Raw genomic sequence first — 13787 nt, 5'->3', positions numbered from 1 at the left:
TCAGGCGTCTTTCCGTTCTTCTGCAAAGGGGTCCGCCACCATCGGCCAGATATCCTTTCGCGCGCGGCGGTAGGGCGTGCGCGCCGGATTGTTGGGATAAGGCGTTCCTGCGGAGCAGTAAAGGATCTGCGATGCGATCTTCGAGAAAGACGCATAGAAATGATTGGTCGATTTGATGACCAGGATTTTCTTCGTTGTCGGGTCGATGCCCATGACGGAAAACAGGCTCGGATCGAAGCTCTGCGCGCGCGTCGAGTTCAGGATGATGTCGATGCCATCGAGCTGAATATGCACAGCATCGCCGAAGGGCGCGAAGCTCTCGCCGAAGCGCATCTCGGCATTGGGGACAAGGCGGATGATCTTGACGAGGCCGTCGATCGGATTGCCCGTGCCCGGCGCCGATTTCGCGCCGAAGCGCAATGGAATTTCGGCACCTTCGCCGGCCGCCATGCAGATCTGCACCGCCATCGGGTCCCAGATCGTGCCGATCGCCGTGTCGGTAGCGCCGCGATCGAGCAATTCCTGCAGGATGACCGTTGCGTCGCCTGCCGTGCCGCCGCCGGGATTGTCCCAGAGATCGGCTATGACGACCGGACCCGAAGCGGCAGCCATGGCCTCGCTTACCGCCTGCTTCTCGTCGATCTGCGGCATGATGAAGGTGCCGCGCTTTGAGAAGAGTTCCAGGCCGAGATCGCGGGCGATTGCGGAACCTTTATCCGGCTTATTATCGGTAGCGACGAGCAGCTTCGTACCCATCTCCGGCACGTCGCCGGCCATGAAACCATGAATGACCGAAATCGAAAGAATATCGGCGTCACTTTTTTCCATCGCCATAATCTTGTCGACGAAGGAACGCATCGGCTCGCGCGACGTCGGAAAGACATCGATCATGCGGCAGTCGAAGACCGACATGACCGGCTTCACGCGGCCTTCTAGCGTATCGATTGCGATCCGCCAGAGGTCCTCGGCACGATCGACGAAATCCGTATGCGGGAATTCCTTGAAATAGACGAAGAAATCAGCGGCCGCGAGGCGCTTCGCCGTAAGGTGGCTATGCGGATCGAGTTCGGCGCAGACTAGGATATCCGGCCCGACGATCCCGCGCACGCGCGATAGGAAATCACCTTCCGTATCCTCGTAACCATCCGCAACCATGGCGCCGTGCAGTCCGAGAACGACGGCATCGACAGGCATTGCCGCCCGCAACTGCTCGAGAATTTCGTCGCGCAGTTCCTCATAGGTACGGCGATTGACCAACCCGGCCGGATCGGCCCAGGTGGCGGTACCCTCGATCACCTCCCAGCCCTTTTCCACCGCGATACGGCGTCCCACAGTGATCGGTGCGGAACATAGCGTCGGCGTTTCCGGATGCGTGCCCGGCGGCGCATAAAGAGAGGCTTCGAAGGCGCGCCGGTCGACGCAGATAGGAGAGAAGGTATTCGTCTCGGTCGCAAGGGCCGCCGTGAAAATGCGCAATGCTGTCGCCTCTATTCCATGGGGTTCGGCAGATAGCCGGTGAAGCCGCAGATCTTCCAGCGTCCTTCATGCAGGCGGCAGTAATAAAGTGTCTGCCACTTCATCACGTCGATGCCGCCATCCGACTTCTTCAGGCTGCCGTCGAACTTCTTGCGCACCAGTGCCATATCGCCTTCGATCTCGATGTCTTCGAGGGTCGTTGTGATGAAGATGGCCGTGCGCGGATCTTCGGCGAAGGATTGCGTGGCGAAGTCGCGTGCCTGGCGCAGCCACTCGTCGCGATAGGCGGACAGCGTCGGGAAGGCGAGGCGCCATTTGTCCGGGCTGACCGCGCGCTTGCCATCGATGCCGATAAAGCCCTCTTCGACGAAATCGCCCGCGACCATCGACCAGTCGGCGGCAAGAAAAGCATCGATATCGCGCGGGACGAGCATCTCCCAGATCGAATGCCTGGCGGTATCGCTGGCAGGGAAGGGATTCTTGAAAGGATCACGCATAGCATCCGCCGTCATTTAAATTCTTTTCATAATTTGCGATTTTCACTGGCCAAATTCCGCTTTCTATGGTCATTTGTCAACGTATCAAGAAAATAATTTGCAGGAACCGCATGGTGGCCATCGCATGTCACGGTTCCGGCGAAACGAGAACGAATGACGAGCTGCTTCTGCGCATACGCCTGTCCACAGGCGCCGGCGGGATCAGGAAGATTGAGATGGATCGTGTCGCTGACTACGTGTCAAACGTGGGTGAAGCAGCGACGAAGGGGGGCTGATGGATATCTTCACGACCATGCAGGAAGAGAGAGGCCGGCTTTCGCAATCGGAAATCCGTATCGCCGACATCGTCCTCAATGATTTCGAATTCGCCGTCAATGCTTCCATTATCGAGCTTGCGGGCAAGGCGGATGTCTCGCCGCCGACGGTGACGCGTTTCTGCCGACGTCTGGGCTGCGAAAGCTTTTCCGATTTCAAGGTGCAGCTTGCGCGGACAGCCTATGTCGGCATGCGCTATCTGAAGCCCGAGCCGAAGAGCATCGCACCGGCCGACGTTGCCCAGGATATTATTACCAAGGCGCAGAACGCACTCTTCCTGCTGCATCGCGGGCTGGATGTTGCCGCCATCGAGCGGGCGGCGAACCGCCTCGCCAGTGCGGAGATGATCTATGCCTTCGGCTCCGGTGGCAATTCCTCTATGATCGCGACCGAGCTGCAGAACCGCCTGTTCCGGCTCGGCCTTCGCATTACCGCGAGCTCCGACCACAGCATGCAGCTGATGATGGCTGCCGCCGCCAAGCCGACGGACGTGCTGATCGGCTCTTCCTTCTCCGGCCGCAACGCCGAGCTGGTGCGCGCTTTTGCGCTGGCACGCGAAGCCAAGGTGCCGACCATCGCCCTGACGCAGAGTGAAAGTCCGGTGGCCCGCGCCGCCGAGATTACGGTGCCCGTCGACCTGCCGGAAGGAGACAATATCTATCGGCCGACATCGACCCGCATCGCCTATCTGGCCGTGGTGGACATTCTCGCTAGCCTGGTCGCCTATCGCATTCAGCCGCAGGCAACGGTGACGCTGCGCCGTATCAAGCAGCAGCTCGTCACCCATCGCGATGGCGACGACCGTCAGCTTCTTGGAGATTAGAGCAGTTTCGCGAAGTCGGCGACGCTCATCACATTGGGCTCCGCCGAAACAACAACATAGGGTGGCGGATCAAGCCGCTCGGGGAATCGATCGAAGGAATATGATATGAGCAAATCCGTCGCCATCGTCACGGGGGCTGCCGGCGATATCGGCCGTGCCATTGCAAAACGCCTGGCGGATGACCACGACATCATCCTGCTCGTCGATATCGACGAGGCGGCCATGCAGAAGGCTGTTGGAGAACTCGGCCCGGCGGAGCGTTTCGTCACGTTCAAGGCGGATATCACCAGCGATGCCGATGTTGCCGCCATGGCAAAGGCCGCATCGGATCTCGGCGGGGTGAAGACGCTCGTCAACAATGCCGGTGCCGCTCGCGCCGTCAGTCTTCATGATACCACGCCGGCCATCTGGCGTGCCGACAATGCCCTCAATCTCGAAGCGGCTTTTCTCTGCTTCCGCGCCGTCGAGGACATGCTGAAGGCGTCGAAGGGGTCGGTGATCAATATCGCCTCCGTCAACGGTATGGCCGTCTTCGGCCATCCGGCCTATAGCGCGGCCAAGGCCGGGCTTCTGCATTTCACCCGGCTGGTCGCGGTCGAATACGGCAAGTTCGGCATCCGTTCGAATGCGGTCGCGCCCGGCACAGTGCGCACCCAGGCCTGGGAAGCGCGCGCCGCCGCAAACCCGAATGTCTTCGAGGAGGCAAAACGCTGGTATGCGCTGCGGCGCGTCGTCGATCCGGCCGATGTCGCCAATGCCGTCTCTTTCCTCGCAAGTCCGCTTGCCTCGGCGATCACTGGCGTTTGCCTGCCTGTCGATTGCGGCCTGACGGCGGGGCAGGCGGAGCTCGCCCATACTTTCTCCCAGTCCGAGCACTACTGACGGGCTACGCCGAAGGGGAATGGAATACAGCCGTCCCTATCATCCCCAAAACAGCTGGTCTCGCGAGCGCGGGAGTATGGTCGGTCGACATGGACGCGCTTTGGAGCGCCGGCTGGACCTTTATTCATGCTTCAGGCTGCCGAGATAGGTTTTCGGCGGCTTTTGGTGCCTGACTGTTATCGAGCAAAGGTAGGCAGAATTGCATGGTTGTGGCGCCGGAGCGCTCTAGCCTGCGCGCAGCGTCGCCATGTCGGTCGGGAAGAAACCCGCCCAGGCCATCACTGTCACCACGGTAATAACGAGCAGATACCACATGGCGACGTAATCACCGACGAGCCGCCGGTTCAACGCGGCAAAGAGAAGAGCGACACTGAAGGCGAGCCAGAGCAGGTTGCAGACGTGGTCCATTTTATTGTTCCCCTTATTCGTCTTTTCCTCCCTTCGGCAAAAGTTAACGAGATAACGTTGCGCGAGGTAGCGCCATAACGGGATGGAGGTTTGCACACAGCGGGAAGCGCGGATCTCGGTCACTGCCCTGATTGGGATATTTGACTGGTGGTTGCCCATCGCGGTTTCCATACAGAGCGTCTCGTATCCGGTCACATCCGATGAGGCGCCGCAAGAAAATCTTAACGCCCTGCGCAGAGCCCAGGAACATCTCGCCGCTGCTCCCGTTATGGGCTTGTAGCGTAAAGGCGAGGAGGGCTGCCATGGAATATGGTGATTGGAACAATCCCGTCATAGTCGATCTCGATGGCATCGGCCATTTCGCGATCATCACCAACGCGCTGGACGCGGCAAACTGCATGAGCGAGGAGTGGCCGGTCAATGGCGGCCCGGCAATGGATGAGGCCGTGCTGGTTTGCCTCGATGCCGTTCTTGGCAAGGTTTCCGCCGAGCGGTCGCGAAAGGCTTTTCTGGAGGCGGTGCGTGAGGCCGGACTTAGCGTCAGGCCGGATTCGGGAAGCCTTCACTAGTTGATGTAAGACAGGGGCGACAGCCTCCCTCGGCGAGAGGCGCTCAGATTGCCCAGAAGATAAGGCTGAGGATTATGATGACGGCGAGGATGAACCCTATCATCCTCCCTAGTCCTTCGTTGACATTGCCGTTGCCAACAATCAGGTCGTACCAGTCGCTCTTGTGGTCCATCAAACGTCCCTCAGGGTTTGCCCCATTAGGTCGATCTCTTCTTCGATAGTCAATGATTTAAAGACACTGGGCGGCAGCTGTTGACCAGGCATTCATCGCCTGCCAGCGGCGGGCATCAGGGATCCGTTCAAAGGACGATTATTCAGGGATGCCGAAAGGCCGGCTTTCATCCGGATAGCCGATTTCAAGACAAGTTCTTATGAACTCCCGGCGAACCGGAAGCGGCATTGCAAGAGCTCGCTAAATCTTGAAATCTTTGAGAAATCCGTGTTTCTCAAGAAAGGAAATGGTGCCCAGAAGAGGACTCGAACCTCCACGCCTCGCGGCACAGGTACCTGAAACCTGCGCGTCTACCAATTCCGCCATCTGGGCGACGGACACGCATGTAAGGGGGTGGCCGTCCGGTGTCAACAGGGTTTTTGAAGTTTTCGTGGCAATCGTCAAAAAAGCGGGTGGAGCCCGGGTCAAACCCGGGCTGCGGCCCATGCGCTGATCAGGCCAAGTCCCTGTTCCAGCAGGGCCTTTGCCTCGCTTTCGCTCGATGCTTCCACGTAGCAGCGCATTTCCGGCGCGTTGCCGGAAGGGCGGAAATGGATGATTCGGTTATCCACAAGTGTCACCCGCAGGCCGTCGATATCGCTCTTGGAAGCGACCGTCGCGATCGGCTTCAGGAAATCCGAAAGATTGGCGTCGGAGGCGCGCAGATAGGCCATCAGCGCGGCACTGGTTTCCACGGGAAAATTCTCCAGACGGTCGGCGGCGGCAAAGGGCAGGCGGTAGCTGCTGGCAACCGCCGAAAGCGGTTTGCGTGCCTTGGCGGCGGCATAGAGCGTCGCGAGAATCGGCAGAAAGCTGTCGCGCGTCGGCAGCGGCTCGAAGGGTTTTCCCTCGACGGTGAAGCGGCTGGCCGTCAACGTGCCACCATTGGCCTCGAAGCCCATGACATTGGCCTTGCCGGCCGCGATGGCCTCGTCCATGCCGGCGATCACATAGGGAGAGCCGACGCGGGTGCGGGTGACGGCATAGGAACCGGCGGCCTCGATGCCGGAATTCGAGGTGACCGGCGTCACCACAACATCGGCGCCGAGGAAATTTGCTGCGATGAGGCCAAGCAGATCGCCGCGCAGGGGCTCGCCGGTTTCGTCCGTGACCAGCGGCCGGTCACCGTCGCCATCGGCCGAGACGATGGCATCCAGGCCGTGCTCGGGCGCCCAAGCCTTCATGAGGCGGATGGTTTCGGCGGAGACCGCTTCGGTGTCGACCGGAATGAAGCTGTCGGAGCGGCCGAGCGGCACGACGCGGGCGCCGTAATGGGTAAGCACCTGACCGAAGAGATCACGTGCCACCGTGCTGTGCTGATAGACGCCGATGGTGAGGCCGGCGAGGCTGCCTGGAGGCAGCAGGCCCTTGTTGCGCTCCAGGAACAGCGCCTCCGTCTCCGCCGTGCGGTTTTCCGCCTCGGCAGGGGTTTCGTCGAGCACTGAATCGCCAATCGCAAACGCCTCTTCGCTGATCGCCACTTCGTCGCGCTTGTCGATTTCGCCATCAGGTCGATAGAATTTGATGCCGTTGCGGTCGGCGGGGATATGCGAGCCGGTGATCATCAGCGAGGCGGCCTTCAGCTGCAGGCCGTAAAGCGCCAGCGCCGGCGTCGGCAATGTGCCGCAGTCGATCGGCTTCAGGCCGGCCCGCTTCAGCGCGCCGATGCAGGTGGCCGAGATCGCCGGGCTCGATTCGCGGAAATCGCGGCCGACGAGGATGAGGTCGCCCGGTTTGGCATGGCCGTTTTTCAGCAGATGACGGGCAAAGGCCGTCGCGTAGAGCGCCGATGCCCGTCCGGTAAGGTCTGCGGATAGGCCGCGAAGGCCGCTGGTGCCGAATTTCAAGCTGCTCACAGGCAATCTCCCTTGCAATGGTTGGGCTGTTATGGCGCAAGCGGTGGCGGCGATCAACTCATCGTGGATCGATAGGTTCCGGTTGCAGCAGCACTGGTTTTGCCATCGTCATGACCCCAACTAAGATAAGAGGTGCGGCGGCCCGCCATAGGTTCGCAGCGTCTGGAACAGGAGTATGTCATGGCTGTTTTTCATAGGATCGCGTTTGGCTGCGTCCTCGCGCTTGCCTCGCTGTCGCAGGTGGATTTCGCTACGGCCGCCTCGGACTCCCGGAAGCTCATCACTCCGCCGCGCACCAATACGGTCATCTGCGATTCCCGTGGCTGTTTCGGTTTCGGCGAGCGGCAGTTCTACACCCGCCCAGGTCAGCCGCTTCCGATCACGCCGCCCTATAACGGGGGCCTCAATCGCTTTGGCAGCCCGCGAGTCCAGGTTCCTCCGCGCGAAACCTTTACGCCACCGCCGAGAACAGTCTATCCCTCGCCGGCCCAGCAGCTCAAGCGACATCAGACCTGGTGCGCCGAGCGCTACCGGACCTACAATCCCGGCACCGACAGCTATACGACGATCAACAACGGTACCAGGCCCTGTCGTTCGCCCTTCGACTGATGCCCGCGCAGCGGGCCTAGCTCTCCAGCGATGCGCGGTCGGTATGGCCGAGATCGCGTTCGGGGTCGATGACATCCCGCACCCGCTGCTTCAGCTCCTTCGGCCCGGGAAAGCCGCCATCCCGCTTGCGTTCCCAAAGCAGCTCGCCGTCGATGCGGATTTCGAAGACCCCGCCGGTGCCGGGGATCAGCGCCACTTCGCCAAGGCTGTCGGTAAAGGTCTGCAGCAGCTCCTGCGCCATCCAGCCGGAGCGAAGCAGCCAGTTGCATTGCGTGCAGTAGAGAATGGTGATCCGCGGCTTGTCGCTCATCGTCCTGATCCTTCGTTGTTTGCTGAGATCTAGGCTCAACTTTAGTCCGCTGCAAGCCAAAGCAATTCCAGGAAAAGTGCCAGGCGGTTTTCCGTCCGGGATTGCGCAAGGAAAGACGGCCGGAGTGGTTCGACATTTCCGTTGACTGTTGAAACGCTCTGGCCACTTGCCTCTCCCGCCGCCTCATGCTCATCTCCGGTGGTCACATTGCTCGGGAATCAACGGTATGCGCGTCGCCATCATCGAGAATATGAAGAACACCCCGCTTGGCGCTCTCGGTATCGCGCTGGAGGAGGCCGGAGCCGAGCTTGACTGGTTTCGCCCCTGGAGCGGGGAGGCTTTGCCGAAGGACACCTCGTCCTTGGATGCGCTGGCCGTGCTCGGTGGCGAGCAGAGCGCCCGCGACGACGACACCCATCCCTATCTGCCGGAGCTGGCGCGGCTCATGCGCCGCTTCGAAAGCGAGGATAAGGCCGTGCTCGGCATCTGCCTCGGCAGCCAGATCCTGGCGCGCGCCTATGAGGCCGAAAATCTGCTCGGCACCGCCCATGAATTCGGCTGGAAGACGGTCGGCCTGACCGACGAGGGAAGGAAGGACCCGCTGCTCGCCGATCTCGGCGACGAATTCACCATCTTCGAATGGCATGGCGACACCTTTACCTTGCCTGCTGGCGCCACGCGCCTGGCCGCCAACGGCGTCACGCCGAACCAAGCCTTCCGCATCGGCCGCGCCACCTATGGCACGCAGTTTCACTTCGAAGCCAATGCCGCCGTGGTCGAGCGCTGGCGCGACGAATTCAGGGAAACGATCGAACGCAAGGAGCCGGGATGGCTCGAGCGGTATCCGGAACTTGTGGCCAAGCATGCAGCAGCGGCTGAGACGGCCGGCCTTGCGATCGCCAGAGCCTGGGTGAGAACCATAAGAGTGCAGGTGGAGCGTCCTGAGGCGGCCGAGGCTTGAGGGTGGCTGATGATCGGACACGTCCGATCAATCCGATGGCGACATGCCGTACACCGACGATTTTGAAATAGGAGTAAATGACATCATGAGCACGCTGGAATTACCGAGCGAAGGCAGCTGCCGTTGCGGGCAGGTGCGGCTGAAGATCAGCGCCAAGCCGATGCTCACCATGGCCTGCCACTGCACCGGCTGCCAGCGCATGACGGCAGGCCCCTATTCGCTGAGCGCCGCCATCCCCACGCAGGGTTTCGAGGTAACGCAGGGCGAGCCTGTCATCGGCGGTCTGCACGGCGATGTCATCCATCACTATTTTTGCCCGCATTGCATGAGCTGGATGTTCACGAAGCTCGAAGGCGTCGACTGGTTCGTCAATGTCCGCGCCACCATGCTCGACGACACCAGCTGGTTCACGCCCTTCATCGAGACCTGGACGAGCGAAAAGCTGCCCTGGGTGACGACGCCGGCCAAGCACAGCTATGCCGCACTGCCGGCGATGGAGGAGTATGAGGGCCTGACGAAGGAATATATGGCAGGAAACTGAGGTCAAAAGCCTTGGAAAAGAAAGTCGGTCGCGGCGGTAATCTGATCGCCGTGCGGACTCAGATCGGTAACCAATTCTCCTATTTCGGTAAGCGATATAGCTGTCATCAGCTGGGTCGCCATGATGTAGGGCTCGCCAGCGAGAGTAAATTGTGGGTTGAGCCGTGCCATTGGCATAGACACCTCCTCTGCGCGGAGTAGTGGCGCCACCATTCGCGTATTTAGTCTTTCCAGCAAATCAGACTGAAGATCCAACGCGAGAATTCGACTTTGTTTCAGGCGATAGACATGAAATCTCGCCATCAGAACTGTCGGTATTTTCCAAAGGGCAGGCCATGTTTTTCAACATAGGCATTGGCCTGGTCGATTGCTTCGGCATTTTCCAAAAGCCATAGGCGCTCGCGCTCAGCCTTGATGGCGCGCGCTATGCCGTCTTCGGCAGCACGTGAGATATTGATTTTCAACTCGCGTGCGTCTGAAACCAGCCCTTCGTCGAGAGACAAATTTGCAGCTTTTCGCGTCGCTTGGGTCATAAGGCATTCCTCACATTATGCGCATACTATATGCGCATAATGTGTTATTGGGAAGAGCCTCACTCATCCCCCATCTTCAGCGCGGCAATGAACGCTTCCTGCGGGATTTCGACCTTGCCGAACTGCCGCATGCGCTTCTTGCCTTCCTTCTGCTTGTCGAGCAGCTTGCGCTTGCGGGTGGCGTCGCCGCCGTAGCACTTGGCGGTCACGTCCTTGCGCAGCGCCTTCACCGTTTCGCGCGCAATGATGCGTCCGCCGATGGCGGCCTGGATCGGGATCTGGAACATGTGCTGCGGGATCAGGTCTTTCAGCTTCTCGCACATGACGCGGCCGCGCTTTTCAGCCGCCGAGCGGTGCACGAGCATGGAGAGCGCATCCACCGGCTCGGCATTGACGAGGATCGACATTTTGACGAGGTCGCTCTCGCGATAGTCTGTCAGGCTGTAGTCGAAGGAGGCATAGCCCTTCGAAATCGACTTCAGGCGGTCGTAGAAGTCGAAGACGACTTCGTTAAGCGGCAGGTCATAGGTGATCATGGCGCGGTTGCCGACATAGGTCAGCTCGGTCTGGATGCCGCGGCGGTCCTGGCAGAGTTTCAGGATCGAGCCGAGATAATCGTCCGGCGTCAGGATCGTCGCCTTGATCCACGGCTCACGGAATTCGGAAATCTTGACGACATCTGGCATATCGGCCGGGTTGTGCAGCTCGATCTCGGTGCCGTCGGTCATGGTGAGCTGATAGACGACCGAGGGAGCCGTCGCAATCAGGTCGAGATTGAATTCGCGCTCCAGGCGTTCTTGGATGATTTCCAGGTGCAGCAGGCCGAGGAAGCCGCAGCGGAAGCCGAAGCCGAGAGCGGCAGAAGATTCCATTTCAAAGGAGAAGCTGGCGTCGTTGAGGCGCAGCTTGCCCATGGCCGAGCGCAGATCTTCGAAATCGGCGGCATCGACCGGGAAGAGGCCGCAGAACACGACAGGCTGCGCCGGCTTGAAGCCCGGCAGCGGTTCGGCGGTCGGGCGCTTGTCTTCGGTGATGGTATCGCCGACGCGGGTATCGGCCACTTCCTTGATCGAAGCGGTGATGAAGCCGATCTCGCCGGGGCCAAGGCTGTCGACGGCGACCATCTTCGGCGTGAGAACGCCGACACGCTCGATCTGGTACTTCGCGTCCGTGCCCATCATGCGGATGGTCTGGCCCTTGGTCAGCGTGCCGTCGATGATGCGCACGAGAACCATGACGCCGAGATAGGTGTCGTACCAGCTGTCGACCAGCAGCGCCTTGAGCGGTGCCTTCTCGCCGCCTGCGCTCTTTGGCGCCGGCAGCTTGTGCACGATGGCTTCCAGCACGTCGGGAATGCCGAGGCCGGTCTTGGCCGAAATCAGCACGGCGTCGGAGGCATCGATGCCGATCACTTCCTCAATCTGTTCCTTGATGCGGTCGGGTTCGGCTGCCGGCAGGTCGATCTTGTTGAGGACGGTGACAAGCTCGTGATTGTTGTCGATCGCCTGATAGACGTTGGCAAGCGTCTGCGCTTCCACACCCTGAGAGGCGTCGACGACAAGCAGCGATCCCTCGCAGGCCGACAGCGAGCGCGAGACTTCATAGGCGAAGTCGACGTGCCCGGGCGTGTCGATCAGGTTGAGGATGTAGGTTTCGCCGTTCTGAGCCTTGTAGTGCAGGCGCACGGTCTGGGCCTTGATGGTGATGCCGCGTTCGCGCTCGATCTCCATATTATCAAGCACCTGCTCGGACATCTCGCGTTCGGCAAGGCCGCCCGTCGTCTGGATCAGGCGATCGGCCAGCGTCGATTTGCCGTGGTCGATATGGGCCACGATCGAGAAGTTGCGGATATGCGAAAGCGGAGTAGTGGAATTGGTGCTCATGCGCGCCATATAGCAGCGCCGCCCCGCGCCGCAAAGCGGAAAAGCGGGGCTTTGGCTGGTATCTTCACGTTATGTTAGCCTTTTCTGGCTCGCCGCTGCCGAGTGTCACAATGCTCTTGATTCCATCATGCGATCATGTATTTCTCATATAGTAGAATCACGAAGCGTGAGACATGAGTCATGGCGGATGATGATCTGGAACTGGCGATCGGTGCGCGCATCAAGGAGCTGCGCATCACCCGCGGCCTGACGCTGGATGAGCTTGCCAATGCCTCGGCCGTCAGCCGTGCCATGATCTCGCGCATCGAGCGGGCCGAGGCGAGCCCGACGGCCTCGCTGCTGTCGCGGCTTTGCGCAGCGCTTGGACTTTCGCTTTCGGCCTTTTTTGCCGAGGAGGATAAGGAGGTGTCGCCGCTTGCCCGCCGCGATCAGCAGGCGATCTGGCGCGACCCGGGAACCGGCTATGTCAGACGCGCCGTCTCGCCGCCGGGAACCGACTCGAAGGTCGATGTCGTCGAAGTCATCTTCCCCGCCGGCGCGCGCGTCATCTTCCCGCCGAATTCGGCAAGTGCCGGCATGACCCAGCATGTCTGGCTGTTCGAGGGCGAAATGGAGGTGACGCACCGCGACATCGTGCACCGCCTCATGCCTGGCGATTGCCTCTTCATGGGCGTCGGCAATGGCCACGCCTTCCACAATCCCGGCGAGGTGCCGGCGCGCTACAGCGTCATCCTCGATCGCGGCCGTTCATAACACCCAAGGACCTTCTCATGCCCGATATTCGTCTTCTCTCCGCCGTTGAGGCTCGTACTGTCCTGCGGGATCTCTGCGATGTGCTTGCCGATTGCGTCAATGGCGGCGCTTCCGTCGGCTTCATGCAGCCTTATATGCCTGCCGACGCATTGCCTTATTGGCAGAGCGTCGCAGACAGCGTCGAAAGCGGCGGGACATTGCTTTTTGTCGCCGTGATCGAGGGCAGGGTCGTAGGCACGGTGCAGGTGGGCGCAGCCCAGATGCCGAACCAGCCGCATCGCGGCGATCTCAAGAAGTTGCTGGTGCACCGATCCGCGCGGGGTAAGGGACTTGCCCGCCTCTTGATGGAGGCGGCTGAGCGCGAGGCAGCCCGTATCGGCAAGACCCTGCTTGTGCTCGATACGGCAACCGGCAGCGATGCCGAGGCGATCTATCCGCGCCTCGGCTGGCAGCGCGTCGGCGTCGTGCCGGATTATGCGATGTGGCCGGAGGGCGGCCTTTGCGACACGACCATTTTCTATAAGCGCATTGCAGCCTGAGAAGGCTATTCAGGCTGAGAAAGCGGCAATGGCATCCTGCAATGTCGATCCCGCTGTCCATTGCATCGCCTTCCAGCCGAAGTGCCGTGCGGCCTCGATATTGGCCTCCACGTCATCAATGAAGCCGATCTCGCTTGCGGATATCCCGACACGTTCGGTTGCCAGCCGGAAGAATTCGGCTGCTGGCTTCTGATAGCCGAGGGCGGCGGAATAGAAGATGCCGTCGAAGCGAGAGGAGAGCCCGAGTTCGCCCATCAGATAGGCGGCGCGCATATGCTCCTGATTGGTCGCAAGGAACATCCTCGTTCCCCCGGCCCGCAGGGCGGCGAGATCGTCGAGCAGGACGTGGTCCAGGCGGGAATCATTCTCGAACCAGTAGTCGATCAGCGTTCGGGCACTGAGATGAGGAGCGATTTTGCCGAGAACTTCTGCAAGCTTCGGCTCCAGCGCATCGCGGCCGGTGACGATATCGACCCAATAGGTTTTGAAGAACGCCTGTTGAAGCACATCCAGCCGCAAGCCCAGATCGCGCTCCAGATAGGTGAACAGCGGCAATCCGTCGCTTGGCCGGCCGTGCACCAACACGCCGTCGACATCGACCATCAGGAGTTTCATGCGGCCG

The 13787-nt window shown here is 60.6% G+C and carries 18 protein-coding genes and 1 tRNA gene; 8 read left to right on the top strand and 11 right to left on the bottom strand.

From position 1 onward, the window contains the following. Positions 1 to 1476: a M81 family metallopeptidase gene (locus tag FBZ99_RS14090; protein WP_145633726.1), complete on the bottom strand. Its 1476-nt coding sequence runs from the start codon at positions 1474 to 1476 to the stop codon at positions 1 to 3. Between the two features lie 11 nt (positions 1477 to 1487). After that, entirely contained in the window at positions 1488 to 1973 is a 486-nt protein-coding gene (locus FBZ99_RS14085; protein WP_113390843.1) for a hypothetical protein, read from the bottom strand. A gap of 274 nt (positions 1974 to 2247) precedes the next feature. On the opposite strand from FBZ99_RS14085, the gene FBZ99_RS14080 reads away from it, so the two are divergent. Both FBZ99_RS14080 and FBZ99_RS14075 read left to right on the top strand, forming a co-directional pair. Beyond that, a complete protein-coding gene (locus tag FBZ99_RS14080) occupies positions 2248 to 3111 on the top strand; it encodes a MurR/RpiR family transcriptional regulator (protein WP_113329839.1) in 864 nt (287 codons plus the stop codon). A 105-nt stretch (positions 3112 to 3216) separates the two neighbouring features. Further along, positions 3217 to 3993 carry an SDR family oxidoreductase gene (locus FBZ99_RS14075; protein ID WP_113351427.1) on the top strand — a complete coding sequence of 259 codons (777 nt, stop codon included), beginning with the start codon at positions 3217 to 3219 and terminating at the stop codon, positions 3991 to 3993. 225 nt (positions 3994 to 4218) lie between these two features. On the opposite strand, the gene FBZ99_RS14070 is transcribed toward FBZ99_RS14075, so the two are convergent. Continuing rightward, the gene (locus FBZ99_RS14070; RefSeq protein WP_069611006.1) at positions 4219 to 4401 is read right to left on the bottom strand and encodes a hypothetical protein; all 183 of its coding nucleotides are present in this window, start codon (positions 4399 to 4401) and stop codon (positions 4219 to 4221) included. A 302-nt stretch (positions 4402 to 4703) separates the two neighbouring features. On the opposite strand from FBZ99_RS14070, the gene FBZ99_RS14065 reads away from it, so the two are divergent. Beyond that, the gene (locus FBZ99_RS14065; protein WP_113390827.1) at positions 4704 to 4970 is read left to right on the top strand and encodes a DUF982 domain-containing protein; all 267 of its coding nucleotides are present in this window, start codon (positions 4704 to 4706) and stop codon (positions 4968 to 4970) included. A gap of 43 nt (positions 4971 to 5013) precedes the next feature. Here the strand turns inward: FBZ99_RS14065 and FBZ99_RS33770 are convergent, their stop codons facing one another. The 3 genes from FBZ99_RS33770 to FBZ99_RS14055 all read right to left on the bottom strand — a co-directional run bounded on the left by FBZ99_RS33770 (position 5014) and on the right by FBZ99_RS14055 (position 7028). Next, positions 5014 to 5142: a hypothetical protein gene (locus tag FBZ99_RS33770; protein WP_257714003.1), complete on the bottom strand. Its 129-nt coding sequence runs from the start codon at positions 5140 to 5142 to the stop codon at positions 5014 to 5016. Between the two features lie 287 nt (positions 5143 to 5429). After that, positions 5430 to 5514: transfer RNA gene (locus tag FBZ99_RS14060), tRNA-Leu, on the bottom strand. A 92-nt stretch (positions 5515 to 5606) separates the two neighbouring features. Next, positions 5607 to 7028, bottom strand: a complete 1422-nt coding sequence (locus tag FBZ99_RS14055; RefSeq protein ID WP_186450312.1) for a phosphomannomutase — start codon at positions 7026 to 7028, stop codon at positions 5607 to 5609. Positions 7029 to 7217: 189 nt separating this feature from the next. Here FBZ99_RS14055 and FBZ99_RS14050 point away from each other — a divergent pair, with 189 nt between their 5' ends. Continuing rightward, complete coding sequence (locus FBZ99_RS14050) at positions 7218 to 7646, top strand: BA14K family protein (RefSeq protein WP_113329855.1); 429 nt, start codon at positions 7218 to 7220, stop codon at positions 7644 to 7646. Positions 7647 to 7662: 16 nt separating this feature from the next. Here FBZ99_RS14050 and FBZ99_RS14045 read toward each other — a convergent pair whose 3' ends face one another. Next, positions 7663 to 7956: a SelT/SelW/SelH family protein gene (locus FBZ99_RS14045; RefSeq protein WP_034514177.1), complete on the bottom strand. Its 294-nt coding sequence runs from the start codon at positions 7954 to 7956 to the stop codon at positions 7663 to 7665. Positions 7957 to 8182: 226 nt separating this feature from the next. On the opposite strand from FBZ99_RS14045, the gene FBZ99_RS14040 reads away from it, so the two are divergent. After that, positions 8183 to 8917, top strand: coding sequence for a type 1 glutamine amidotransferase (locus FBZ99_RS14040; RefSeq protein ID WP_145633720.1), 735 nt, complete (start codon positions 8183 to 8185; stop codon positions 8915 to 8917). 85 nt (positions 8918 to 9002) lie between these two features. Next, on the top strand, positions 9003 to 9458 hold the full coding sequence (locus tag FBZ99_RS14035; RefSeq protein WP_145633717.1) for a GFA family protein: 456 nt from the start codon (positions 9003 to 9005) through the stop codon (positions 9456 to 9458). A 2-nt stretch (positions 9459 to 9460) separates the two neighbouring features. On the opposite strand, the gene FBZ99_RS14030 is transcribed toward FBZ99_RS14035, so the two are convergent. From FBZ99_RS14030 to lepA, 3 genes are read right to left on the bottom strand one after another with little or no spacing between them, the layout of a single operon-like run. Then, entirely contained in the window at positions 9461 to 9760 is a 300-nt protein-coding gene (locus FBZ99_RS14030) for a CcdB family protein (RefSeq protein WP_113329858.1), read from the bottom strand. Beyond that, complete coding sequence (locus FBZ99_RS14025; protein ID WP_112508970.1) at positions 9760 to 9990, bottom strand: type II toxin-antitoxin system CcdA family antitoxin; 231 nt, start codon at positions 9988 to 9990, stop codon at positions 9760 to 9762. Before FBZ99_RS14025 ends, FBZ99_RS14030 begins: the two co-directional genes overlap by 1 nt. Before the next feature lie 59 nt (positions 9991 to 10049). Then, on the bottom strand, positions 10050 to 11882 hold the full coding sequence (lepA, locus tag FBZ99_RS14020) for a translation elongation factor 4 (protein WP_113329859.1): 1833 nt from the start codon (positions 11880 to 11882) through the stop codon (positions 10050 to 10052). A 171-nt stretch (positions 11883 to 12053) separates the two neighbouring features. On the opposite strand from lepA, the gene FBZ99_RS14015 reads away from it, so the two are divergent. Beyond that, positions 12054 to 12626 carry a helix-turn-helix domain-containing protein gene (locus tag FBZ99_RS14015; RefSeq protein WP_145633714.1) on the top strand — a complete coding sequence of 191 codons (573 nt, stop codon included), beginning with the start codon at positions 12054 to 12056 and terminating at the stop codon, positions 12624 to 12626. 17 nt (positions 12627 to 12643) lie between these two features. Next, entirely contained in the window at positions 12644 to 13165 is a 522-nt protein-coding gene (locus tag FBZ99_RS14010) for a GNAT family N-acetyltransferase (protein ID WP_113351419.1), read from the top strand. A gap of 9 nt (positions 13166 to 13174) precedes the next feature. Here the strand turns inward: FBZ99_RS14010 and FBZ99_RS14005 are convergent, their stop codons facing one another. After that, complete coding sequence (locus FBZ99_RS14005; protein WP_113329862.1) at positions 13175 to 13780, bottom strand: HAD-IA family hydrolase; 606 nt, start codon at positions 13778 to 13780, stop codon at positions 13175 to 13177. Between the last annotated feature and the right edge of the window lie 7 nt (positions 13781 to 13787).

It is taken from the genome of Rhizobium sp. ERR 1071 (assembly GCF_007828675.1).
GTDB lineage: Bacteria > Pseudomonadota > Alphaproteobacteria > Rhizobiales > Rhizobiaceae > Rhizobium > Rhizobium dioscoreae.
This window is presented reverse-complemented; position numbering and strand designations above follow the sequence as displayed.

What these genes read in the sequence shown, in the direction of transcription:
- FBZ99_RS14040 (WP_145633720.1), top strand. Translation starts at nt 8,183, where the DNA reads ATGCGCGTCGCCATCATCGAGAATATGAAGAACACCCCGCTTGGCGCT.
- FBZ99_RS14070 (WP_069611006.1), bottom strand. Translation starts at nt 4,401, where the DNA reads ATGGACCACGTCTGCAACCTGCTCTGGCTCGCCTTCAGTGTCGCTCTT.
- FBZ99_RS33770 (WP_257714003.1), bottom strand. Translation starts at nt 5,142, where the DNA reads ATGGACCACAAGAGCGACTGGTACGACCTGATTGTTGGCAACGGCAAT.
- FBZ99_RS14035 (WP_145633717.1), top strand. Translation starts at nt 9,003, where the DNA reads ATGAGCACGCTGGAATTACCGAGCGAAGGCAGCTGCCGTTGCGGGCAG.
- FBZ99_RS14030 (WP_113329858.1), bottom strand. Translation starts at nt 9,760, where the DNA reads ATGGCGAGATTTCATGTCTATCGCCTGAAACAAAGTCGAATTCTCGCG.
- FBZ99_RS14025 (WP_112508970.1), bottom strand. Translation starts at nt 9,990, where the DNA reads ATGACCCAAGCGACGCGAAAAGCTGCAAATTTGTCTCTCGACGAAGGG.
- FBZ99_RS14080 (WP_113329839.1), top strand. Translation starts at nt 2,248, where the DNA reads ATGGATATCTTCACGACCATGCAGGAAGAGAGAGGCCGGCTTTCGCAA.
- FBZ99_RS14085 (WP_113390843.1), bottom strand. Translation starts at nt 1,973, where the DNA reads ATGCGTGATCCTTTCAAGAATCCCTTCCCTGCCAGCGATACCGCCAGG.
- FBZ99_RS14065 (WP_113390827.1), top strand. Translation starts at nt 4,704, where the DNA reads ATGGAATATGGTGATTGGAACAATCCCGTCATAGTCGATCTCGATGGC.
- FBZ99_RS14005 (WP_113329862.1), bottom strand. Translation starts at nt 13,780, where the DNA reads ATGAAACTCCTGATGGTCGATGTCGACGGCGTGTTGGTGCACGGCCGG.
- FBZ99_RS14075 (WP_113351427.1), top strand. Translation starts at nt 3,217, where the DNA reads ATGAGCAAATCCGTCGCCATCGTCACGGGGGCTGCCGGCGATATCGGC.
- lepA (WP_113329859.1), bottom strand. Translation starts at nt 11,882, where the DNA reads ATGGCGCGCATGAGCACCAATTCCACTACTCCGCTTTCGCATATCCGC.
- FBZ99_RS14050 (WP_113329855.1), top strand. Translation starts at nt 7,218, where the DNA reads ATGGCTGTTTTTCATAGGATCGCGTTTGGCTGCGTCCTCGCGCTTGCC.
- FBZ99_RS14010 (WP_113351419.1), top strand. Translation starts at nt 12,644, where the DNA reads ATGCCCGATATTCGTCTTCTCTCCGCCGTTGAGGCTCGTACTGTCCTG.
- FBZ99_RS14015 (WP_145633714.1), top strand. Translation starts at nt 12,054, where the DNA reads ATGGCGGATGATGATCTGGAACTGGCGATCGGTGCGCGCATCAAGGAG.
- FBZ99_RS14045 (WP_034514177.1), bottom strand. Translation starts at nt 7,956, where the DNA reads ATGAGCGACAAGCCGCGGATCACCATTCTCTACTGCACGCAATGCAAC.